Annotated in this window: 20 protein-coding genes and 1 tRNA gene; 8 read left to right on the plus strand and 13 right to left on the minus strand. The window is 73.1% G+C overall.

Features of this window, described 5'->3' with window-relative positions:
• Positions 1–121: 121 nt before the first annotated feature.
• On the plus strand, positions 122–466 hold the full coding sequence (locus tag ACFOYX_RS06250) for a GNAT family N-acetyltransferase (protein ID WP_377533842.1): 345 nt from the start codon (positions 122–124) through the stop codon (positions 464–466).
• 183 nt (positions 467–649) lie between these two features.
• On the opposite strand, the gene ACFOYX_RS06255 is transcribed toward ACFOYX_RS06250, so the two are convergent.
• Together ACFOYX_RS06255 and ACFOYX_RS06260 are read right to left on the minus strand one after the other, a co-directional pair.
• Positions 650–892 (minus strand): hypothetical protein, encoded by a 243-nt coding sequence (locus ACFOYX_RS06255; protein ID WP_322442230.1) that lies wholly within the window; start codon positions 890–892, stop codon positions 650–652.
• 11 nt (positions 893–903) lie between these two features.
• Positions 904–1203: a TMEM175 family protein gene (locus tag ACFOYX_RS06260; RefSeq protein WP_322442229.1), complete on the minus strand. Its 300-nt coding sequence runs from the start codon at positions 1201–1203 to the stop codon at positions 904–906.
• Between the two features lie 136 nt (positions 1204–1339).
• On the opposite strand from ACFOYX_RS06260, the gene ACFOYX_RS06265 reads away from it, so the two are divergent.
• Positions 1340–2557 (plus strand): low temperature requirement protein A, encoded by a 1218-nt coding sequence (locus ACFOYX_RS06265; protein WP_322442228.1) that lies wholly within the window; start codon positions 1340–1342, stop codon positions 2555–2557.
• 149 nt (positions 2558–2706) lie between these two features.
• Here ACFOYX_RS06265 and ACFOYX_RS06270 read toward each other — a convergent pair.
• From ACFOYX_RS06270 to ACFOYX_RS06300, 7 genes are all read right to left on the minus strand, one after another.
• Positions 2707–2781 (minus strand) — tRNA-Val (locus ACFOYX_RS06270).
• 83 nt (positions 2782–2864) lie between these two features.
• On the minus strand, positions 2865–3332 hold the full coding sequence (locus ACFOYX_RS06275; RefSeq protein WP_322442227.1) for a peroxiredoxin: 468 nt from the start codon (positions 3330–3332) through the stop codon (positions 2865–2867).
• 79 nt (positions 3333–3411) lie between these two features.
• Positions 3412–3849, minus strand: coding sequence for a DUF3052 domain-containing protein (locus tag ACFOYX_RS06280; protein WP_109805528.1), 438 nt, complete (start codon positions 3847–3849; stop codon positions 3412–3414).
• 111 nt (positions 3850–3960) lie between these two features.
• On the minus strand, positions 3961–6657 hold the full coding sequence (locus ACFOYX_RS06285) for a transketolase C-terminal domain-containing protein (protein ID WP_377533843.1): 2697 nt from the start codon (positions 6655–6657) through the stop codon (positions 3961–3963).
• Between the two features lie 171 nt (positions 6658–6828).
• A complete protein-coding gene (locus tag ACFOYX_RS06290; RefSeq protein WP_109805526.1) occupies positions 6829–7311 on the minus strand; it encodes a MarR family winged helix-turn-helix transcriptional regulator in 483 nt (160 codons plus the stop codon).
• A gap of 113 nt (positions 7312–7424) precedes the next feature.
• Positions 7425–7829: a YjbQ family protein gene (locus tag ACFOYX_RS06295; RefSeq protein WP_201750000.1), complete on the minus strand. Its 405-nt coding sequence runs from the start codon at positions 7827–7829 to the stop codon at positions 7425–7427.
• A gap of 23 nt (positions 7830–7852) precedes the next feature.
• Complete coding sequence (locus ACFOYX_RS06300) at positions 7853–8266, minus strand: hypothetical protein (RefSeq protein WP_322442225.1); 414 nt, start codon at positions 8264–8266, stop codon at positions 7853–7855.
• A 186-nt stretch (positions 8267–8452) separates the two neighbouring features.
• Between ACFOYX_RS06300 and aceE the strand changes: the two genes are divergently transcribed.
• Positions 8453–11197 (plus strand): pyruvate dehydrogenase (acetyl-transferring), homodimeric type, encoded by a 2745-nt coding sequence (gene aceE / locus ACFOYX_RS06305; RefSeq protein ID WP_322442224.1) that lies wholly within the window; start codon positions 8453–8455, stop codon positions 11195–11197.
• 213 nt (positions 11198–11410) lie between these two features.
• On the opposite strand, the gene ACFOYX_RS06310 is transcribed toward aceE, so the two are convergent.
• Positions 11411–11857 carry an SRPBCC family protein gene (locus ACFOYX_RS06310; RefSeq protein WP_089013161.1) on the minus strand — a complete coding sequence of 149 codons (447 nt, stop codon included), beginning with the start codon at positions 11855–11857 and terminating at the stop codon, positions 11411–11413.
• Positions 11858–12043: 186 nt separating this feature from the next.
• On the opposite strand from ACFOYX_RS06310, the gene ACFOYX_RS06315 reads away from it, so the two are divergent.
• Genes ACFOYX_RS06315 through gltX form a run of 3 tightly spaced genes read left to right on the plus strand, consistent with a single transcriptional unit; the run spans position 12044 to position 16108 of the window.
• Positions 12044–13375 carry a GH1 family beta-glucosidase gene (locus ACFOYX_RS06315; protein ID WP_322442223.1) on the plus strand — a complete coding sequence of 444 codons (1332 nt, stop codon included), beginning with the start codon at positions 12044–12046 and terminating at the stop codon, positions 13373–13375.
• Positions 13372–14649, plus strand: coding sequence for an MFS transporter (locus ACFOYX_RS06320; protein ID WP_322442222.1), 1278 nt, complete (start codon positions 13372–13374; stop codon positions 14647–14649). Before ACFOYX_RS06315 ends, ACFOYX_RS06320 begins: the two co-directional genes overlap by 4 nt.
• A gap of 49 nt (positions 14650–14698) precedes the next feature.
• Entirely contained in the window at positions 14699–16108 is a 1410-nt protein-coding gene (gene gltX / locus ACFOYX_RS06325; protein WP_322442221.1) for a glutamate--tRNA ligase, read from the plus strand.
• 62 nt (positions 16109–16170) lie between these two features.
• Here the strand turns inward: gltX and ACFOYX_RS06330 are convergent, their stop codons facing one another.
• The gene (locus ACFOYX_RS06330; protein WP_322442220.1) at positions 16171–16800 is read right to left on the minus strand and encodes a copper resistance protein CopC; all 630 of its coding nucleotides are present in this window, start codon (positions 16798–16800) and stop codon (positions 16171–16173) included.
• Positions 16801–17024: 224 nt separating this feature from the next.
• On the opposite strand from ACFOYX_RS06330, the gene ACFOYX_RS06335 reads away from it, so the two are divergent.
• Positions 17025–17678: a hypothetical protein gene (locus ACFOYX_RS06335; RefSeq protein WP_322442219.1), complete on the plus strand. Its 654-nt coding sequence runs from the start codon at positions 17025–17027 to the stop codon at positions 17676–17678.
• A gap of 36 nt (positions 17679–17714) precedes the next feature.
• Here ACFOYX_RS06335 and ACFOYX_RS06340 read toward each other — a convergent pair whose 3' ends face one another.
• Positions 17715–18641 carry an NADP-dependent oxidoreductase gene (locus ACFOYX_RS06340; protein WP_322442218.1) on the minus strand — a complete coding sequence of 309 codons (927 nt, stop codon included), beginning with the start codon at positions 18639–18641 and terminating at the stop codon, positions 17715–17717.
• A 40-nt stretch (positions 18642–18681) separates the two neighbouring features.
• Positions 18682–19020, minus strand: a complete 339-nt coding sequence (locus ACFOYX_RS06345; RefSeq protein WP_109804968.1) for a hypothetical protein — start codon at positions 19018–19020, stop codon at positions 18682–18684.
• Between the two features lie 148 nt (positions 19021–19168).
• Between ACFOYX_RS06345 and ACFOYX_RS06350 the strand changes: the two genes are divergently transcribed.
• Positions 19169–20491: a helix-turn-helix domain-containing protein gene (locus ACFOYX_RS06350; protein ID WP_322442269.1), complete on the plus strand. Its 1323-nt coding sequence runs from the start codon at positions 19169–19171 to the stop codon at positions 20489–20491.
• Positions 20492–20565: the final 74 nt, after the last annotated feature.

Consider the following 20565-nt stretch of genomic DNA (forward strand, 5'->3'; position numbering starts at 1 on the left):
GCCTTCGAGCGGGCGAACCGGGAGTGGTTCGCCCGGTCGGTGCCGGATCGGGGGGGACGACTACTTCGCCGAGTTCGCCGCCCGGCACCGCGCCCTGCTGGCCGAGCAGGACGCCGGCTCGATCCACTTCCACGTCGTCCTGGACGACCGGGGAGCCCTGATCGGCCGGGTCAACCTCGTGGACGTCGAGGACGGCACGGCGGAGCTGGGCTACCGGATCGGCGAGCGCGCCACCGGTCGCGGCGTGGCGACGGCGGCGGTCGAGGAGGTGTGCCGGCTGGCCGCCACGGCGTACGGGCTCTCCGCGCTCACCGCGGTCACCACCCGGGACAACCCGGCGTCCATGGCGGTGCTGGGACGCACCGGGTTCACCCCGGTCGGGGACATCGTCCTCGACGGACGTCCCGGTGTGCGGTACCGGCGCCGACTTTCCGACCCGGGCACCGCACCGTCCTCGGGCGGGTGAGGCTAACCCGCGACGTGGTCTCCCCACTCCGTCTCCGGCCCGGAGCCGGGCGCCGGGGACACCCACATCGCCAGGTGGGTCATGAAGTCGTCGGGGCCGGCGCCGTGCCAGTGCCACTCGCCGGGCGGGGTGTGGATGGTGTACCGGGCCGGATCTCGACGACCTCGCCGCCACGCGACTGGATCAGGCCGACGCCCTCGGTGACGTGCAGCGTCTGACCGCGGCCAGATACAGAACCGAGGCTGCCCCGAACCGCAGCCGCGCCTGCCAACGGGCCCGCTTCGGCACCGGCTGCGGGAGCCGCCCCGGACGCAAGGTCCACTCGAAGATCCCGGCGAAGCTGACGTCCATCCCCAGGAAGGCAGCCGCATACAGAACCACCGCCACCCGGGCGGCCTGCCCGCCCAGCGCGAGGTACTTGGCCACCGTCGCCGTGTCTACCGGGATGAGGACGACGAGTCTACCGGGATGAGGACGACGAACAGCAGCAGGACGAGGTTGAGCAGGGCCAGGGTCCGGTCGACGGCGACGTTCCCGATGAGGGCGTGATGGTTGACCCAGATGAGCCCGATCGTGAAGAAGCTGATCAGGTAGGCGACAAATGAAGGCCAGTGGTCCGCGACTTGGTGCAGGAGCGGGCCATGACCCGGGCCGGCCACCGCCAGGTTCAGCGCGAGTAGCGTCATCGCGACCGCGAAGACCGCATCGCTGAATTCCTCCAGCCGAGTTCGGCTCACTCCGCAGTTCTACCGCACACCCCGACGCGATAACCCAGCCTGCTGCCGTTGGCGGTCACCGGTGGGGTGCCTTCCCTCCGGGTATACGACGTCCAACCCACGGTCAGCCGGGGTTGTGCGGGCGAGGATGAGCGGTATGGGGCATCGGGAAGGCGGTGGACAGGTTCAGGACCTGTTGCAACGTCGCGAGGACGTGCGGCAGGCCAACTTCCTGGAACTGTTCATCGACCTGGCGTTGGTGTTCGCCCTGGCCGGGGTGGTCAGCCGGGTCGCGCGGGACATCGTCAGCGAAGACCTTGTCGTCCGGTGGCGGGCGATGACCTACCTGCTGGTGCTGGCGCTGCCGCTGATCTGGTTGTGGATCACGACCGCGCACATCACCAGCTGGTTCGACCCCCGCCGCCGCAAGATCCAGTGGATCGTACTGGCCAGTGCCTTCGGGCTGCTGGTCATGTCGACGTCGCTGCCGTACGCGTTCGTCGGCCGCGGGTGGGCGTTCGTGCTGCCGTACGTGATCCTGCTGTGCGGCCGGCCGCTCATCCTGATGCCTGCGCTGCGCGGACACCCCCTGCGGCAGCTTTACCGCCGGTCGGTGCTGTGGTGCGCGGCCTCGGCGGTGATCTGGTCCGTCGGCGCGGCCGTCAGTGGCGGCGCCCGGGCCGCCCTGTGGGGGGCCGCCGTGACCGTTGACATCGTCGCCGCGCAGCTGCGCTGGCCGGTACCGGGGATGGCCCGGCGGCCGGTCAGTGCGTGGGCCATGGACAGCGGTCACCACCTGCCCGAGCGCTACCAGCAGTTCCTGATGATCGCCCTCGGGGAAACCGTGCTCGCCGTCGGCGCCACGCTGACCTACCAGCCGGCAACCGCGGCGACCGCCGCGGGGCTCGTGGTGGCGTTCCTGTCGACGGTGCTGCTGTGGCGCATCTACTTCTACCGCTCCGGCCACGTCCTCGCCGAAGCCGTCGCTGCGGCGGGGGACAGGGAAGCCGCCGGCCGCGCCACCGGCACTGCCCACGTCGTCATGGTGATGGGCATCGTCGCCGCCGCCGTCGGCTTCGAGATCGTGCTGAAACACCCGAACGGCCGGCCCGAGCCGGCGTGGCTCGTCGCGATCCTCGGCGGTCCAGCACTGTTCCTCTACGGCCGCATCCGTCTGGAACGCGTCGTGTTCGACCGGCTTTCCATCCGCCGGGTCGTCGCCATCGCCGCCCTGGCGGTCGCCGCCGTCCCCCTGCATTTCGCCCCACCGCTGGCCGCTACGGTCGTGGCCGCGCTCGTCCTGCTCGCCGTCGCCCTCGCCGACGCCCGCCACGCTGCCGGCCGTCCCCCCGAAGCCCCCTCCCCGGCGCACTAGGTCGCCTGAACTGGCCGTGCGGACTGCGCTAGTGCGGTGGCCACTAACGTTCACCGGGTTTGCGGTGGGTGTTGTGGATCCTCGCCTTGGGGGCGAGCGACGCGACGCGCGAGCGTGATCTTGTGATTGACTTTATTGCTGGTCAATGGTGGTGGGCGCGGCAGGTTTCGAACCTGCGACCCCTCGCTTGTAAGGCGAGTGCTCTCCCGCTGAGCTACGCGCCCGGAACGCCCGTACAGCGGGCCGGTGGCTGGCAAGCTTACCTGCCGGTCACCGGCCCGGTCGAACGGTATGCCCGGTTCGGGGATCAGGCGGCGACGGTCTCGGCGAGCGCCTTGCGCCAGCCCTCCTGGTCGCGCGCCTCGCCCGGCATGTTCATCTCCGCGAACCGGACCACGCCCGCCTTGTCGATCACGAAGGTGCCGCGGTTGGCGATGCCCGCGACGTCGTTGAACACGCCGTACGCCTGGGCCACCGCGCCGTGCGGCCAGAAGTCGGCCAGCAGCGGGAACTGGTAGCCCTCCCGGTCGGCCCAGATCTTGTGGGCGTAGACGGAGTCGACGCTGACGGTCAGCACCTGGACGTCGTCGTTGACGTACTCGTTGAGGTTGTCCCGCACCTCGCACAGCTCACCCTGGCAGATGCCGGTGAAGGCGAGCGGGTAGAAGACCAGCAGCACGGTGCGCTTGCCGCGGAAGTCGGCGAGCCGGACCTCCTGGTTGTTCTGGTCCTTCAGCACGAAGTCCGGCGCCTCGGCGCCAACCTCGATGGTCATGCGAGCTCCTCGGGTCGAGTCTGGAGACGATCAGCCTGCCACACCCGGTGGCGCGGGCCGCCGGGGCGTGGAGGGTCGGCTACTTCTTCGCCTTGGACCCGCGGCGGAGCACCAGGCGGGCGCCGCTCCAGTCGAGGCCGGCGTTGACCGTCGAGGTCTGCTGGAGGCCGGCGGTCTGCGCGCTCTCCGCGACCTCGCTCGGCTCGACGTGGCCGTCCCGCCCGGCCTTGGGCGTCAGGAGCCACACCACCCCGTTGTCGGCCAGCGGCCCGAGGGCGTCGACGAGAAGCTCGAAGAGGTCACCGTCGCCGTCGCGGTACCAGACGAGCACCGAGTCGACCACCTCGTCGGTGTCCTCGTCGACCAGCTCTCCACAGCGGTCGGTCAGGGCGTCGCGGAGATCCTGGTCGACGTCGTCGTCGTACCCCATCTCCATGACGACCATCCCCGGCTCGATCCCGAACCGGTCCGCCAGGCTGCGTACCCCGTCGGCGGCCTGACCAGCGGTCGCGCTCACTGTCGCGTGCCTCCTCATCTCATCCCTGCTCGCGGCGTCGTACGACACCGTCGGGCCAAGTCCACACAGTTGTGGCTCCCCGCGCAAGTGGCGCACCGGGTGGAACGGAATTTACCGTGCCAGCAGCGTACGGGCACCCTCGGTAATGGCTTCCTCGGAGACCAGAACCTGACGCGCCGCCGGACCTAATGGTACAAACGAGTCAACTCCCGCCACCCGGCGCGCCGCCCCGACGTACCCGGCGTCGACCAGCGCGGCGATCACTCCCTCGCCCACCCCGCCCGACCGGCGGGTCTCGTCGACGACCAGGACCCGGCCGGTGGCCGAGGCCTCCCGGATGATGTCGGCCACCGGCAGCGGGGCGAGCCAGCGCAGATCCACCACCCGGGTGCCGATCCCCTCGTCGGCGAGGGTGGCCGCCGCCCGCAGCGACATCCGCACCCCGTTACCGAAGGTGATGATGGTGACGTCCTCGGCGGAACCGACCCCGTACACCCGGGCCCGGCCCACCGGGACGTGGCCGGCCGCCCACGCGCCGGGTTCGGCGTACTCGCCCAGCCACTCCCCGTCGCCGTCGGCGTACAGGTTCCGGGTGTGGTAAAGGGCGATCGGCTCCAGGAAGACGCAGACGCTGCCGTCCACCGCCGCGGCGGCCAGGCAGGTCCGCAGCATGGGCGCGGCGTCGTCCGGCCGCGCCGGCACCGCGATCACCAGGCCGGGCACGTCCCGCAGTACGGCCACCGAGTTGTCGTTGTGGAAGTGCCCGCCGAACCCCTCCTGGTACGCCAGCCCGGCGACCCGCACCACCATCGGGTTGCGGAACGCGCCGCCGGAGAAGAACTGCATGGTGGCGGCCTCGCCGCGCAACTGGTCCTCGGCGTTGTGCAGGTAGGCCAGGTACTGGATCTCCGGCACCGGCAGCATTCCGGCGATCCCCGCGCCGAGGCCCAGCCCGAGGATCGAGGTCTCGTCGAGGAGCGTGTCGAAGACCCGGGCCGCCCCGAACCTGTCCCGCAGCCCCTTGGTCACCCCGTACACCCCGCCCTTGGCGGCGACGTCCTCGCCGAACACGGCCATGCCGGGGTGGTCGAGCATCCCGTCGGCGAGCGCCGCGTTGATGCTCTGCGCCAGGGTGAGCGGGCCGGCCAGCTCCGGCGGCTTGCCGCCGAACGCCTCGGCGCGCGCGGCCGCGTTCGGCCCGGCCGCCCGGGCCGCCGCGTCGGCCACGGCGTGGGAGATCCGTACCGGCCGGCGGGGGGCCAGCGCCGCCACCACCTCGGCCGGGGAGGCGAGCTTCGGCTCGTCGAGCACCTCCTCGGCGATCCGGCGGACCTGCCAGCCCCGCTCGTCGTACCGGGTCAGCAGTTCCTCGCCGGTGGCGAAGCCTCCCTCGGCCAGCAGCCGCGCGGTGGCCAGCAGCGGGTCCCGCTCGGCGTCCGCGGCGATCTCCGCCGGGCTCCGGTACGCGGTCTCCGCGTCCGCCCCGGCGTGTCCCATCAGCCGCACGGTGGTCAGGTGCAGCACGGCCGGCCGCCGGTGCCGGCGCACCCAGGCCGCCGCCTCCCCCGCCACCCGGTACGCCTCGACCGGGTCGGCGCCGTCCGCGGCGAAGTAGCGGATCCCGGGCTTCGCGCGCAGCGTCGCCGCCACCCAGCCCTTCGGTGAGCGGACGCTGATGCCGAGGCCGTTGTCCTCGCAGACGAAGAGGACCGGGATGCGCAGGCCGGTGTGGTCGTACCAGCCGGCGGTGTTGAACGCGGCGGTGGCGCTGGCGTGGTTCACCGAGGCGTCGCCGAACGAGCAGACCACGATGGCGTCCGGCGGCCACGGCGAGCCGGTCGCCTCGCCGGTCGACGGCGCGGACCCGGCCCGGCGCCCGCCGCCGACCCGGCGCAGGCGTTCCAGGGCCAACCCCATGCCGACCGCCCGGGGCAGGTGCGAGGCGATGGTGGAGGTGGTGGGGATGACGGCCAGGTCGGCCCGGCCGAAGACCTTGTGCCGGCCACCGGCGATCGGCTCCCGGGCCGAGGCGACCATCCCCCGCAGCACGTCCCGCGCCGCCTCGGCGTACGCGTCCTCGGCGACCGCCGGGGCGGCGAGCACCGCCTCGCCGGTGGCGTCGACCGCGACCCCGACGCCGAGCGGAAGGGCCCTCGCCTGGACGGCGCCCGCGTCCCGGTCCGGCGCGCCGGCGTCCCGGGCGGGCGCCTCGGCTGTCCGGTCGGGGGTTCCGGTGTTCTGGTCGTGGTCCGGCGCCACGGTGCCGGACGGCGGCTCGACGGCCTCCGCCGCCGACCGCCCGGGGTCGGTTCCGGCCCGGCCGGCGCCTTCCGTGTCGGGCTCGGCCGAGCCGCCGAGCAGCCCGTCCCGCCCCGAGGTCGCCGCGTCCGGCTCGGTCCGGTCGGCGCCGTCCGCCTCGGCGCCGCCGGACTGGTCGGAGGCGGAGAGCCGGTCCCGCCCGGCGCTCGCCGCGTCCGGTCCGGCGTCGGTCGCGTCGGCCGCCGACCCGCCCCCGGCCGGCGAGCCGGCATCGCCGGGACCGGTCCCCGGGCCGTCGGCCACGTGGCCGGCCGGGACGGTCCCGGCGGCCTGGGCGGCCCGGAGGCAGTAGAAGGCGCCGGAGCGGTAGTGCAGGAGGGCGGGATCGGTGGGCCGGAGGGCGGCGGCCACCGCCGCGTTGCCCTCGTGACCGGCGGAGCCGATGGTGTAGAAGCCCTCACCGAAGCTGCGCAGCCAGCGTCCGGCGAGGTCCAGCAGTCGACTGGTGACCTGGGCGTCGAACAGGGCCAGCGCCTGCGCTCCCGTCAGCGGCGCGCCCTCGGTGAGTGGCTCGTCGAGGTCACGCCGCCGGGCGGGGACGCCGAGCGCGCCCAGGGCCTCCCGGAACCGGTCGTCGAGATCTTGCGGGGTGGTCACGTCGGACAGCATTACCGACGAAGGGGCCCCGCGCCCACTCGGACACGATCCGCCCGCCGGGCCTCACTCGTCGCCGCACTGCTCCGGGCAGCCGCCGTCGGAGACCTTCCAGACCAGCTCACGAAGGGCGGCCAGCTCGTGGTTGGTGAGCCCGCCGAGCAGTCGTGAATCGGACATCACCTGGTGCACCCGGTCCCGCATCCGCCGGCCGGCCTCGGTCACGACCAGCGTCTTCTGCCGCCGGTCGGCGGGGTCGACCCGCCGCTCCACCAGGCCGGCCTGCTCCAGCTTGTCGACCAGGCCGGTGACGTTGGAGCGGTCGCAGCGCAGCTGCTCGGCGAGGTCCCGGGCGGGCAGCGGCCGGTCGGGGTCCAGCTCGTGCAGCGCCCGGGCGACGGCCGGGGTGAGGCCCAGCTCGGAGATCTCCACGTCCTGGTAGTGGCGGATCGCGGAGGCGATGTGCATGATCCGGCGCACCGCGTCCCCGGCCAGGCCGGAGCGGTCGCCCGCGTCGGGGCCGGCGGTGGGAACGGTGGGTTGAGCCATGCCTCACATGCTACTTGCCGATCCAATAGTTGATTAGTTCTACGGTTGAGCGGCTCACGCAGTTGCGTGGGGCATTACCCACCTCGCCCTCACACGGCGGGGCGGCGCCCCCGTCAGCCCGGCAGGAACGAGAAGCGGACCTTGCGGCTGGGGTTGTCGCCGTTGGTGTCCACCAGGCAGAGCGACTGCCAGGTGCCGAGCGCCAGCCGTCCGTCCACCACCGGCAGGGTCGCGTACGGCGGGACGAACGCGGGGAGCACGTGATCCCGCCCGTGCCCGGGCGAGCCGTGCCGGTGCCGCCAGCGGTCGTCGGCGGGCAGCAGGTCGTCGATCGCCCGCAGCAGGTCGTCGTCGGAGCCGGAGCCGGTCTCGATGAGGGCCAGCCCGGCGGTGGCGTGCGGCACGAAGACGTGCAGCAGGCCGTCGCCCTGGCCGGCGACGAACCGCTCGGCCTCGGCGGTGATGTCCCGGACGGTGGGCCGGGACCCGGTCTGGACGGTGATCACCTCACTACGCACATCCCGCATTCTGCCCGAGCGGGTCAGTTGCCGCCGCCGGACCAGCCGCCGTCACCGCCCGACCCACCACCGCCGAGGCCCCCGTCCCGGCCGTCGTCGGACCAGCGGCCGTCCCCGCCCCACCGGACCCGGCCGGAGCCGCCGTCGTGGGCCGGCCGGCCGGCACCGCCGTCGCCGCCACCGACGTCCACGCCGAAGCCGACGATCCCGGTCGGGCCGCTCGCGGGCCGGTCCCAGTACCCGCCGACCCCCGGGGGCCGCCACCCGGCCTCCGCCCGCCGGCCGAGGGTCGCCAGGCCCGTGCCGAGCAGGGCCAGGCCGAGCAGTCCGACGGGCGCGAGCGTCAGGCCACCCCGGTACACGCTCACCACCGCGATCACCAGTGCGAGGCTGCCGAGGAGGGTCACACCGGCCCCGAGAACCAGCCGCGTCGTCATGGCCGCACGGTAGGACGTCGGGGCAAGCCTCGGGCCGCCGGCGTGGCGCACTCGAGGATCGCGCAAAGTTACCGACGGGTACCTGTGTTCAGCGTCGCGTCTGGGGGAGGGAGACGTGACGACCGGCGCCACCAGGGGGCAGGATGGCGCTAGAGACCTATCCCACACACAACCGAGGGAACGCCTGTGGCTACGGAACGCAAGCGCCCGGTGATCACCGCTGGTCTGCCGAGCCAGCTTCCGGACATCGACCCTGAAGAGACCGGCGAATGGGTCGAGTCACTCGACGGTGTCATCGACGAGCGCGGAACCAAGCGCGCCCGGTACGTCATGCTGCGCCTGCTGGAGCGGGCCCGCGAGCGCCAGGTCGGGGTGCCGTCCCTGACCACCACCGACTACATCAACTCCATCCCGCCGGAGCGCGAGCCGTGGTTCCCGGGTGACGAGCACATCGAGCGACGGATCCGGGCCTACATCCGGTGGAACGCCGCCATGCTGGTGCACCGGGCGCAGCGGCCCGAGATCAGCGTCGGCGGGCACATCTCCACCTTCGCCAGCTCGGCGTCGCTCTACGAGGTGGGCTTCAACCACTTCTTCCGGGGCAAGGACCACCCGGGCGGCGGCGACCACATCTTCTACCAGGGGCACGCCTCCCCCGGCATGTACGCGCGCGCCTACCTGGAGGGGCGGCTCAGCGAGGACCAGCTCGACGGGTTCCGGCAGGAGCTGTCGCACCCGGGCGGCGGCCTGCCATCGTACCCGCACCCGCGGCTGATGCCGGACTTCTGGGAGTTCCCCACCGTCTCCATGGGCCTCGGGCCGATCAACGCGATCTACCAGGCCCGGTTCAACCGCTACCTGCAGCACCGCGGCATCAAGGACACCTCCCAGCAGCACGTCTGGGCGTTCCTCGGCGACGGCGAGATGGACGAGGTCGAGTCGCTGGGCGCGATCGGGGTGGCCGCCCGCGAGGAGTTGGACAACCTCACCTTCGTGATCAACTGCAACCTGCAGCGCCTGGACGGCCCGGTCCGCGGCAACGGCAAGGTCATGCAGGAGCTGGAGGCGTTCTTCCGGGGCGCCGGCTGGAACGTGATCAAGGTGGTCTGGGGCCGGGAGTGGGACCCGCTGCTCGCGGCGGACACCGACGGCGCGCTGGTCAACCTGATGAACACCACGCCCGACGGTGACTACCAGACCTACAAGGCGGAGTCCGGGGCGTACGTCCGGGAGCACTTCTTCGGCCGCGACCCGCGGACCCGCAAGATGGTCGAGGGCCTGACCGACGACGAGATCTGGAACCTCAAGCGGGGTGGCCACGACTACCGCAAGCTCTACGCGGCCTACAAGGCGGCGATGGAGCACACCGGTCAGCCGACGGTGATCCTGGCCAAGACGATCAAGGGCTGGACGCTGGGCTCGCACTTCGAGGCCCGCAACGCCACCCACCAGATGAAGAAGCTGACGCTGGAGGACCTGAAGCTCTTCCGCGACCGGCTCTACCTGGACATCCCAGACAAGCAGCTGGAGGAGAACCCCTACCTCCCGCCGTACTACAACCCGGGCGAGAAGTCCGACGAGATCCAGTACCTCAAGGAGCGGCGCCAGCAGCTCGGCGGGTACCTGCCGTCCCGGCGGACCACCGGCAAGCGGCTGCAGATCCCCGGCCCCGAGCGGTTCTCCGACGTCAAGCGCGGCTCGGGCAAGCAGAAGGTGGCCACCACGATGGCCTTCGTCCGCCTGCTCAAGGACGTGATGAAGGACAAGGAGTTCGGCAAGCGCTGGGTGCCGATCATCCCGGACGAGGCCCGTACCTTCGGCATGGACTCGCTCTTCCCGACGGCGAAGATCTACTCGCTGCACGGCCAGCGGTACACCTCGGTGGACCGGGAGCTGTTCCTGTCGTACAAGGAGGCCACCGACGGTCAGATCCTGCACGAGGGGATCAACGAGGCCGGTTCGGTGGCGTCCTTCACCGCGGCCGGATCGTCGTACGCCACCCACGGCGAGCCGATGATCCCGATGTACATCTTCTACTCGATGTTCGGGTTCCAGCGCACCGGCGACGGGCTCTGGGCGGCCGCCGACCAGATGGCCCGCGGCTTCCTGCTCGGCGCCACCGCCGGGCGGACCACGCTGAACGGTGAGGGCCTGCAGCACGAGGACGGCCACTCGCTACTGCTCGCCGCCACCAACCCGGCGGTGGTCGCGTACGACCCGGCGTTCGCGTTCGAGATCGCGCACATCATGGAGAACGGCCTGCACCGGATGTACGGGGAGGCGCAGGAGAACGTCTTCTACTACCTGACGGTCTACAACGAACCGATCTTCCAGCCCGCCGAGCCGGCGGGCGTGGACGTCGAGGGCATCCTCAAGGGCATCTACCGCTACTCCCCCGCCCCGAAGGTGGACGGGGACGCGCCGAAGGCGAACATCCTGGCCTCCGGCACCGGCATGCAGTGGGCGCTCAGGGCGCAGCAACTGCTCGCCGAGGACTGGGGCGTGTCCGCCGACGTCTGGTCGGTGACCTCCTGGACGGAGCTGCGCCGGGACGCGGTGGAGTGCGAGGAGCACAACCTGCTCAACCCGGGCGGCGAGCAGCGGGTCCCGTACGTCCAGCGGAAGCTGGCCGACGCCGACGGGCCGAAGGTCGCGGTCAGCGACTGGATGCGCGCGGTGCCGGACCTGATCGCCCGCTGGGTGCCCGGCGACTACACCTCGCTCGGCACCGACGGCTTCGGCATGTCGGACACCCGGCACGCGCTGCGCCGGCACTTCCACGTCGACGCCGAGTCGGTGGCGGTCGCCACGCTGCGGCAGCTCGCGCTCCGCGGCGCGGTGCCGGCCAACGTGCCGGCCGAGGCCGCCAAGAAGTACGCGCTCGACGACATCACCGCCGCCCCGGTCGGCGAGACCGGCGGCGACAGCTAGGTCGTACGCGAGAAGGGCCCGGCGCGATCCCGCGCCGGGCCCTTCGTCATGTCGCCGGCCCTCGGAATGCGGCAGGTCGGGCCTTCCCTGGGCGGGGACGCCCCGACGTACCGCAACCCGGGCAGCGTGTCGGCGGCGGAGTCGACGATGGTCCGGCGTCCCTGGCGGGGACGCCGGACCATCGCCATCGCGGGCGGTGCCGGGACGGGCCCGTCAGCCGACGGCGGCCAGGTCGGTCAGTCGGGCCAGCGAGTCCTCCAGGTCGGCGCCGACCCGACGCAGGCCGAGCCGGAGCAGGGCGGCCTTCACCGGCCCGGCGGGCCACCGTACGACGATGAGCCGCACGATCGTCCCGCCCTCCTCCTCGTCCGGGGTCAGCTGTACGTAGATCTCGGTGCGCGCCTCGGCCCGGGCGCCCGCGCCCTTGGCCCGCTCGCGCCACCCGATCAGGGTCGGCTCCTGGTAGGCGATCACCTCGGCCTCGTGCGCCGCGCCGCGCCCGGCCTGGACCAGCTGTCGCCGGCCGAAGCCCTCCCCCGAGAGGACCTCCGCCGCGCGAACCCCCGCCAGCCAGGCCGGCAACTGCTCGGCCCGCTGCACGACGTCCCAGACCGCTTCCACCGGCGCCATCACGTGCGCACTGCGTTCCACGAGGATCATTTCTGTCTTTCCCCCATTAAGGACACATCCGCGATATTCCGACTGTATGCGGTAATTCGGACTTAAACGGACGGGTTCGGAAAAGACACGCCGAAAACCCTTGCGCCGCCAGCGCTCCCCGGCCTATGGCGCATCGGCGGCTCGCGCCCTAGAGTCCCGAGCACGCTTCGCGTTTCTGGAGGGCGAATGACGACCGCGCCGATGCCGGAGTTCCCCGCCGGGTTCCGCTGGGGGGTGTCCACCTCCGCCTACCAGATCGAGGGCGCGGTCGGTGCCGACGGCCGTGGACCATCCATCTGGGACACCTTCGCCCACTCTCCCGGACGGATCGCCGACGGCAGCACCGGCGACGTGGCCTGCGACCATTACCACCGGTACCGCGAGGACGTCGCGCTGCTGGCCGGGCTCGGGGTGTCCGCGTACCGGTTCTCGATCGCCTGGCCCCGGGTGCAGCCCACCGGGGCCGGCGCGGCCAACCCCGCCGGGCTGGACTTCTACGAACGGCTGGTGGACGAACTGCTCGGCCACGGGGTCGACCCGGTCGCCACCCTCTTCCACTGGGACCTGCCGCAGCCCCTGGAGGACGCCGGCGGCTGGCTCAACCGGGACACCGCCGCCCGCTTCGCCGAGTACGCCGACCTGGTCGCCGCCCGCCTCGGCGACCGGGTGAAGCTCTGGATCACCCTCAACGAGCCGTTCATCCACATGAGCCTCGGACACGGCATGGGCGTGCACGCCCCGGGCCGGATGCTGCTCTTCGACGCTTTCCCGGTGGCCCACCACCAACTGCTCGGGCACGGCCTCGCGGTGTCGGCGCTGCGGGCGCGCAGCGGCAGCCCGGTGGCGATCGCGAACAACTACTCGCCAGTGCGGGTGGCCGGCGACACCGACGCCGACCGGGCCGCCGGGGCGGCGTACGACGCGCTGCACAACCGGCTCTTCACCGACCCGCTGCTCGGTCTCGGCTACCCGGACGGGCCGGGCTTCGACGAGGGCGTGGTCCGCGCCGGGGACCTCGACGTGATCGCCGCCCCGCTCGACGTGCTCGGGGTGAACTACTACAACCCGACCGGGATCCGGGCGGCCGAGCCGGACTCGCCCCTGCCGTTCGAGATCGTCCCGCTGGAGGGGTACCCGCGGACCGCCTTCGACTGGCCGGTGGCCCCCGACGGGCTGCGCGACCTGCTCGTCGACCTGCGGCACCGGTACGGGGCCGCGCTGCCGCCGATCCAGGTCACCGAGAGCGGCTGCGCGTACGACGACGTGCCGGGCGCCGACGGCCGGGTCGACGACCCTGACCGGATCGCATACCTGGACGGGCACCTGCGCGCCGTGCGGGCCGCCATCGACGAGGGCGTCGACGTGACCGGGTACTTCGTCTGGTCGCTGCTGGACAACTGGGAGTGGGCCGAGGGCTTCACCAAGCGGTTCGGCCTGGTGCACGTCGACTACGCCACCCAGCGGCGTACCCCGAAGTCCTCGTACGCCTGGTTGCGCGACCGGGTGATCAAGCCGTGACCACGGTGAACCCGACGCCGACCTCGCTGCCGGCGGCGCTCGCCGAACCCACCGTGCCGGTCCGGCGGAGCTGGATCGCGCTGATCTTCGCGGCCAACCTGGGCGTCTGGATGGCCTTCTTCACCCCCATCCAGGTGCTGCTGCCGCAGCAGGTCGAGCGGATCGCGCCGGGCGACAAGGAGGCCATGCTGGCGGTCGTCACCGGGCTGGGCGCGCTCGCGGCGGTGCTGGCCAACCCGCTCGCCGGGGCGCTGTCCGACCGCACGGTGATCCGGGTGGCCGGCCGGCACCTCGGCCGGCGGCACGTCTGGACCGCCTCCGGCGCCGTGCTCGGCGCGCTCGCGCTGGTGCTGCTGGCCCGCCAGGACACCATCGCCGGGGTGGCGCTCGGCTGGGTCGCCGCGCAGGTCTGCTTCAACGCGATGCTGGCCAGTCTGACCGCCGCCATCCCGGACCGGGTGCCGGTCGCCCAGCGCGGGGGCGTCTCCGGCTGGGTGGGCATCCCGCAGGCGCTCGGCCTGGTGGTCGGGGCGGTGCTGGTCACCGCGCTGGTCACCGGCAACGCCGCCGGGTACGCCGCCATCGCGGTGGCGATGCTGCTGCTGTCGCTGCCGTTCGCGCTGCTCACCGCCGACGACCCGCTGCCCCGGGAGCACCGTTCGGCGCTGCGGCTGCGCGGGCTGCTCGCCTCGATGTGGATCAGCCCGCGCCGGCACCCCGACTTCGCCTGGGCCTGGTTCACCCGGTTCCTGGTCCAGACCGGCAACGCGCTGGGCACCCTCTACCTGCTCTACTTCCTCACCGACGGGGTGCGGGTGGCCGACCCCGAGGGCGGCCTGCTGGTGCTGATCCTGCTCTACACCCTCGGCATGATGCTCACCGCCGTGGTCGCCGGCCGGCTGTCGGACCGCTCCGGCCGGCGCAAGGTCTTCGTGATCACCTCCGGTGTGATCATGGCGGTGGCGGCGCTGCTGCTCGCCGTGGCGCCGGTCTGGCCGATGGCGGTGGCCGCCGCGCTGCTGCTCGGCGCCGGCTACGGCGTCTACCTGGCGGTGGACGCGGCGCTGATCACCCAGGTGCTGCCGGCGGCCACCGACCGGGCCAAGGACCTCGGCGTGATCAACATCGCGAACTCGGCGCCGCAGGTGCTCGGGCCGGCCCTCTCCGCCCCGATCGTCGTGCACCTGGGCGGCTACCCCACGCTGTACGCGGTCACCGCGGCGGTCACCCTGCTCGGCAGCGCACTGGTGCTCAAGATCCGTTCGGTGCCCTGACCCGGCCCCCTGGCGGAAAGCGGTCGCGGCCGGCCGTAGGCTGGGGGACGTGACGGTACGTGTACGCTTCGCCCCTTCCCCGACCGGTATGTTCCACGTCGGCGGCGCCCGCTCGGCCCTGCAGAACTGGATCTACGCCAAGCAGCAGGGCGGGGTGTTCGTGCTCCGCATCGAGGACACCGACGCGGCCCGTAACAAGCCCGAGTGGACCGAGGGCATCCTGTCGGCGCTGGACTGGATCGGCATCGAGCGGGGCAGCTACGAGGGCCCCTACTTCCAGTCGTCGTACGCCGGCGAGCACCGCGCCGCCGCCCAGCGGCTCTTCGACGCCGGCCGGGCGTACTACTGCGACTGCACCCGCGAGGACGTGCAGGCCCGCACCGGCTCCCAGTACCAGGGCTACGACGGCTTCCACCGCGACAAGGGGCTCGGCCCGGGCGAGGGGCGGGCGCTGCGCTTCCGGACGCCCGACGAGGGCGAGACCGTGGTGGTCGACCTGATCCGCGGCGAGCCGACCTTCGAGAACAAGAACATCGAGGACTTCGTCATCGCCCGGGCCGACGGCTCCGCGGTCTTCCTGCTGGCCAACGTGGTCGACGACATGACCATGGGGATCACCCACGTGATCCGGGCCGAGGAGCACCTGCCCAACACGCCGAAGCAGCAGCTGCTCTGGGACGCCCTCGGGGTCAAGCCGCCCATCTGGGCGCACGTGCCCGTGGTGGTCAACGAGAAGCGGCAGAAGCTGTCCAAGCGGCGCGACAAGGTCGCCTTGGAGGCGTACCGGGACGAGGGCTACCTCGCCGCGGCGATGCGCAACTACCTGATGCTGCTCGGCTGGGCGCCGTCGGGCGACCGGGAGATCGTGCCCTGGTCGGTGATCGAGGAGGAGTTCCGGCTGGAGGAGGTGCACCCCTCCCCCGCGTTCTTCGACGAGAAGAAGCTGCGCGCCTTCAACGGCGACTACATCCGGGCGCTGCCGGTGGTGGAGTTCATCGCCGCCTGCCAGCCGTGGCTGACCGGCACCGGCACCGTCGCCCCGCCGCCGTGGCAGCCGGAGGAGTTCGACCCGGCCGCGTTCGCCGCGGTGGCGCCGCTGGCCCAGACCCGGATCGCGGTGCTCAGCGAGATCGTGCCGAACGTCGACTTCCTCTTCCTGGCCGACCCGCTGATCGACGAGGCGGCCTGGGCGAAGGCGATGAAGGAGGGCGCGGCCGATCTGCTGGACGCCGCGATCGCCGCCTTCGACGCGCTGGAGTCCTGGGACGCGGAGTCGCTCAAGTCCACCCTGGAGGCCGTCGGCGTGGAGCGCGGCCTGAAGCTGGGCAAGGCGCAGGCGCCGGTCCGGGTCGCGGTCACCGGCCGCACCGTGGGGCTGCCGCTCTTCGAGTCCCTGGAGGTGCTCGGTCGCGAGCGCGCCCTGACCCGGCTGCGCGCCGCCCGGGTCCGCCTGGTCTGACGTCCCGTCGACGCAGGGCCGCCGGTCATCCGGCGGGCCCTGCGTCGTACGCGCGGCGGCGGTCAGCGGCGCGTCGTGCGGCGGCGGAGCAGGAGGCCGCCGCCGAGCAGGAGGAGCACCACGACGGCGGCGAGCAGCCAGAACCAGCCCGCGCCCCGCTCGTCGGAGCTCTCTCCGGTCGGCGCCGGGCTCACCGGGGAACCGCTCGCCGGGGCGGTCGGCGAGGTGGTCGGCCCCGTCGCCCCGGCGCCGGCCGACGGGGCGGCGGACGGCGGCGCGGTGGCCGACGGCGGCGCGGCCGGCGTGCCGGTGGTGAGGGAGAACCGGATCTCGCCCGTCACCGGATGTCCGTCAACCGACCCGACCCGGTAGTCGACGATGTAGAGGCCGGCCGCCCCCGCCTTGAACGGCACGCTCACCCGGTTGCCGCGGAACGTCGGCACGCCGCCCGTCGCCGGCGCGTTGCCCGGCCCGGTGACTGTGATCTTCGTCGTACCGGGGGCCGGGGTGGCGAGGAACCGGAGCTCGATCCGCTTCGGCGCGGCCGCCAGCCGCGCCCCGTTCCGCGGGTCGCTGCCGGTCAACGAGTTGTGCGCGGCCGCCGGGGTGGCCGGCAACGCCACCGACACACCGACCGCCACGCCGAGAACCGCTAGCCGGGTACGCGCCACGCGTGCCACGCTGCCCCCCATGAACCCCTCCGCAAAGGTACGATCCGCCCGCTGATCAACGGCTACTCGTTGGTCGGTCCCAGATCGCAGATAGTTCCAATTACTCTTCCAGCAGCTGCAACCGAGCGACGTTCTGCGGAGTCTTTGAGGTGGGGACCCGGTCTGTGGGCATGATCACCATCGTCGGCCGACCAACGTGTCACCTGCAGCGGAAGCCACCCATCGAACGGGGCGAGGAGGCGGCGATGGTCCGGAAGGTGAGGCGGCTGCTGGCCGCGGGGACCGGAGCGCTGATAGTGACGGCCTGCTCGCTGGCCCTCGCCGGCACGGCCCAGGCGGCGGGGGCCAAGCCGCCACCCGCCGGAGTGGACATCACCGGCGACCGGCTCGGTCAGCCGCTGCGGCTGCGCGCCGACACCCGACCCACCGAGGTCGTCGCCGTCATCGACCAGGTGAGCTGGCTCGGCCGTACCGGCCAGCAGCGCGGGCCGGAGGCGAAGAACCTCGGTCCTAAGTACACGCTCATGGTCCTCGCCGGGGACGTGCCCAAGCAGACGTACGACCTCTACCCGCTGGCCGAGGGCGGCCCCCGGGTCTACCGGCCGGCCAAGCAGCCCGACCGGAGCAAGACCCGGGCCGGCTGGTTCTTCGGCCGGCTCAACATGTCGGAGACGCTGCGCACCGTCGGCGTGCCGCTGGAGCGGCAGTTCGACACGGTCAGCGGCGGCGTGGGCGGCGGCGAGCGGGTCATCCCGGAGGAGGCGCTGAACCCCGTGCAGGACATCGACGACGCGATGGGCCAGCTCCAGCGGCTGTTGCTGCTCAACGTCGGCGTGGTGCTGGTCATCACCACCGGCCTCGCCGGCATCTCGCTGCTGATCCGGCGCCGCACCCGCTGAGCGGATCACCGCCGGCGCCCGGCGGGCGGCCCCGGCTCAGACCTCCAGCACCACCTTGCCGCGGACGTGCCCCGCCTCGACCAGCCGCTGCGCCTCGGCAGCCTCGGCGAGCGGGAACGTCCGGGCCACGTGCACGGCGAGCCGGCCGGCGTCGACCAGCCCGGCCAGCACGCTCAGGTCCGAGGTGGACGGCTTGACGAAGAGGTAGCTGCCGCCGAGGCGGGTCACGTGCTCCGGGTCGGCGGTGGAGATCAGCCGGGCGGGCCGGTTCAGCAGCTCGGCGGAGACGTCCAGCGCCTCCCCGCCGAAGAGGTCCAGCGCCACGTCCACCCCGTCAGGCGCGACGGCACGGACCCGGTCCAGCAACCCGTCGCCGTACGCCACCGGCTCGGCGCCCAGCGACCGGACGAAGTCGTGGTTGGCCTCGCCCGCGGTGCCGATCACCTTGTCGGCGCCCAGCGCCCGGGCCAGCTGCACGGCCAGATGCCCCACCCCGCCCGACGCCCCGTGCACCAGCACGGTGTCCCCGGCGCCGGTCCGGGCCAGCTGCAACGCCTGGTACGCGGTCAACCCGGCCAGCGGCAGGCCACCCGCCTCGGCCCAGGACGCCCGCACCGGTTTGTCGGCCAGCGTCCGTTCCGGGGCGGGCACCAGTTCGGCGTACGTGCCGTACTGGACGTCGTCGCGCCGGACGTACCCGACGACCTCGTCCCCGACGGCGAAGCCGGCCACCGCCGGGCCGACGGCGGCCACCACGCCGGCCGCGTCCCAGCCGGGCACCAGCGGGAAGTGCATCGGCATGGCGCCGGCCAGGTGGCCCTCGCGGACCTTCCAGTCGACCGGGTTGACCCCGGCGGCCCGCACCCGCACCAACACGGTGTCCGGGCCGACCGGCGGCTCCGGCAGGTCCCGCAGGGCGAGCTGGTCGGCCGAGCCGTACGCGTCGATCGCGATCGCCTTCACCCTGCTCACGCTACTAAGCCGCAGCGGGGCGGCCGCGGGGTCAGCACCAACGGTGCGGCGGCCGTTCCCGGCGGAGCGTCCGGTTGCGGGGCCGGACGGCGCCGTGCCGGTGCGCCCCGGCCCAGCCGGCCAGGTCGCTGCGGCAGCCCTGGGCGGGCGCCGGCTCGGGCGGGTCCAGCTCGTCCGGCTCGGGCCCGCGCTGGCGGGGAGCGGGCGGGTCGTCGTCGACGCGGTCGGTCCCGCGCCCGGCGGTCGGCTCCCCCTGGTGCGGCACGCCGCTGAGCCGGCGGGGATGCTTGGCGGACGGCACCTGCTCGTGGTGGCCCGGCCGGCAGGGCTCGCCCTGGGCGCAGCCGTGCTCGGCCTCCCCGTGCCCCATCCCGGTCTCCTCACGTTCGCCATCGCCCGTCGGGCAGGTCGCCCCGACGTGCCCTGACACCGTACTGGCCGGGGCGGACGACGTGTGCGCCGCGTACCGGATCGGCGGACGGCGGAGATCATCAGGTCGGCCCGGGCCGCCGGACGGCCTGACGGACGGGCCCCTCGGTGTGGAGTCCCTGCTCAGGGCGTGTCAGGCTGGAGCGGTGAGCGAGCCGGGCGGTAGCGACCTGTCGGCCACGCTGCGCCGGATCGAACGGGCGGCGGGGGCCCTGGCCACCGCCAGCGTGGCCCGGATGGACGAGAGCCTGCCCTGGTTCCGGGAGCTTCCGGCGGACCAGCGCTCCTGGGTCATGCTGGTCGCCCAGGCGGGCGCCCGGTCGCTGGTGCAGTGGCTGCAGTCCGGCGGCGGCACCGCGGACAGCACCCAGGAGGTCTCCGACGAGGTCTTCGCCACCGCCCCGCAGGCGCTGGCCCGCTCGATCAGCCTCCAGCAGACCGTGGCGCTGATCAAGGTCACCATCGACGTGGTCGAGGAGCAGGTGTCGCACCTGGCCGCGAAGGGCGAGGAGCAGCAGCTGCGCGAGGCGGTGCTGCGCTTCTCCCGGGAAATCGCCTTCGCCGCCGCCCGGGTGTACGCCCGCGCCGCCGAGTCGCGCGGCTCCTGGGACGCCCGGTTGCAGGCCCTGCTGGTGGACGCCCTGCTGCGCGGCGACTCGCCGGACGTGCTGGCCAGCCGGGCGGCCGCGCTGGGCTGGACGGACGCGCCACCGGTGGCGGTGGCGGTGGGCCGCTCTCCCGGCGGCGAGGTGGCCGCCGTGCTGCACACCGTCTACCGGCAGGCCCGACGGATCGGGGTGGAGGTGATCGGCGGCGTGCACGGCGACCGGCTGGTCATCGTGCTCGGCGGGGCGGCCGACCCGCTGGGCGCGACGGAGAAGCTGCTCACGGCGTTCGGCGACGGGCCGGTGGTGGTCGGTCCGGCCGTACCCAGCCTGGACGAGGCGACGGACTCCGCGCGGGCCGCGCTGGCCGGGTTCCGGGCGGCCCCGGCCTGGCCGACCGCGCCGCGCCCGGTGCCGGCCGCCGACCTGCTGCCCGAGCGGGCCCTGGCCGGCGACGCGGAGGCCCGCCGCCGGCTCCGGCACGACGTGTACGCCACGCTGGTCCGGGCCGGTGGCGAGCTGCTCGAGACGCTGGACGCGTTCTTCGCGGCCGGGGGCACGCTGGAGAGTGCCGCCCGGGCGCTCTTCGTGCACCCGAACACGGTGCGCTACCGGCTGAAGCGGATCGCGGAGGTGACGGGCTTCTCGCCGCTGGCGCCCCGCGACGCGTTCGCCCTCCAGGTGGCGCTGACGGTGGGTCGGCTGGACCCGGTCGTCCCGGGGGTCGCACCCGTCCCGACCCAGACAATGACCCCAGCCGTGAGGAAAACATCACAGGCCGGTGATGATCACCGCCGATTTTTGTAGGAAACCGCCAAAGGTTCTAGTGCGGTTTGGTGTCCCTCGCTACAGCGCGACCCACGAGTATCCGTCAGAGTCAT

Origin of the sequence: Micromonospora sp. GCM10011541 (assembly GCF_042650725.1) — a bacterium.
GTDB classification, from domain to species: Bacteria; Actinomycetota; Actinomycetes; order Mycobacteriales; family Micromonosporaceae; genus Micromonospora; species Micromonospora sicca.

Coding starts and splice junctions, on each gene's coding strand:
- ACFOYX_RS06310 (WP_089013161.1), bottom strand. CDS start 11,857: ATGATCCTCGTGGAACGCAGTGCGCACGTGATGGCGCCGGTGGAAGCG.
- ACFOYX_RS06345 (WP_109804968.1), bottom strand. CDS start 19,020: ATGGGGCACGGGGAGGCCGAGCACGGCTGCGCCCAGGGCGAGCCCTGC.
- ACFOYX_RS06275 (WP_322442227.1), bottom strand. CDS start 3,332: ATGACCATCGAGGTTGGCGCCGAGGCGCCGGACTTCGTGCTGAAGGAC.
- ACFOYX_RS06265 (WP_322442228.1), top strand. CDS start 1,340: ATGGGGCATCGGGAAGGCGGTGGACAGGTTCAGGACCTGTTGCAACGT.
- ACFOYX_RS06335 (WP_322442219.1), top strand. CDS start 17,025: ATGGTCCGGAAGGTGAGGCGGCTGCTGGCCGCGGGGACCGGAGCGCTG.
- ACFOYX_RS06290 (WP_109805526.1), bottom strand. CDS start 7,311: ATGGCTCAACCCACCGTTCCCACCGCCGGCCCCGACGCGGGCGACCGC.
- ACFOYX_RS06300 (WP_322442225.1), bottom strand. CDS start 8,266: ATGACGACGCGGCTGGTTCTCGGGGCCGGTGTGACCCTCCTCGGCAGC.
- ACFOYX_RS06315 (WP_322442223.1), top strand. CDS start 12,044: ATGACGACCGCGCCGATGCCGGAGTTCCCCGCCGGGTTCCGCTGGGGG.
- ACFOYX_RS06330 (WP_322442220.1), bottom strand. CDS start 16,800: ATGGGGGGCAGCGTGGCACGCGTGGCGCGTACCCGGCTAGCGGTTCTC.